The organism is Italian clover phyllody phytoplasma str. MA1 (genome assembly GCF_000300695.1).
Taxonomy (GTDB): Bacteria; Bacillota_I; Bacilli_A; order Acholeplasmatales; family Acholeplasmataceae; genus Phytoplasma.
Window position 1 is genome coordinate 1 of sequence record NZ_AKIM01000178.1, and the last position, 378, is coordinate 378.

General features: G+C 33.1%; 1 protein-coding gene. It reads right to left on the reverse strand.

Annotation, left to right across the window (positions count from 1 at the left end; genetic code table 11):
• A partial coding sequence (locus RI01_RS03205) for a lambda-exonuclease family protein (protein ID WP_017193232.1) occupies nt 1-378 on the reverse strand: 378 nt, incomplete at both ends.

The following is a 378-nucleotide window of genomic DNA, read 5'->3' on the forward strand; positions in this document are numbered from 1 at the left end:
GTCGTTAAAATAAACTAAAAAGTAAGCGAAGTTCGCTTGACTACAATAGAGTTGACATTGAACTTGGGCCCAGTAGTATTGAGGGATATTTTCTAGTTGAGGGTGATTTAAAAAACCAGTCCAAGTGGATGAGACTTCTTGATTTTCATTAATATAAGGACATTTAATTTCTAAAACAGCTTGATGTTTTTCATTATAGCCATCTAAAGAAGCAGAAAAAAGGTTAACTTGATCATCAGTGAAAATAGTGTCTTCAAAAGTTAAATTAGTTTTTTGAATGAAAAATTCTCTAGCGATGGGTTCCATTTTTTGGCCATGAAGTGTATATTGATTAGCGGTAAAAGTGGTGCCAAAGAGTTTATCGTGGACTAATTGTTC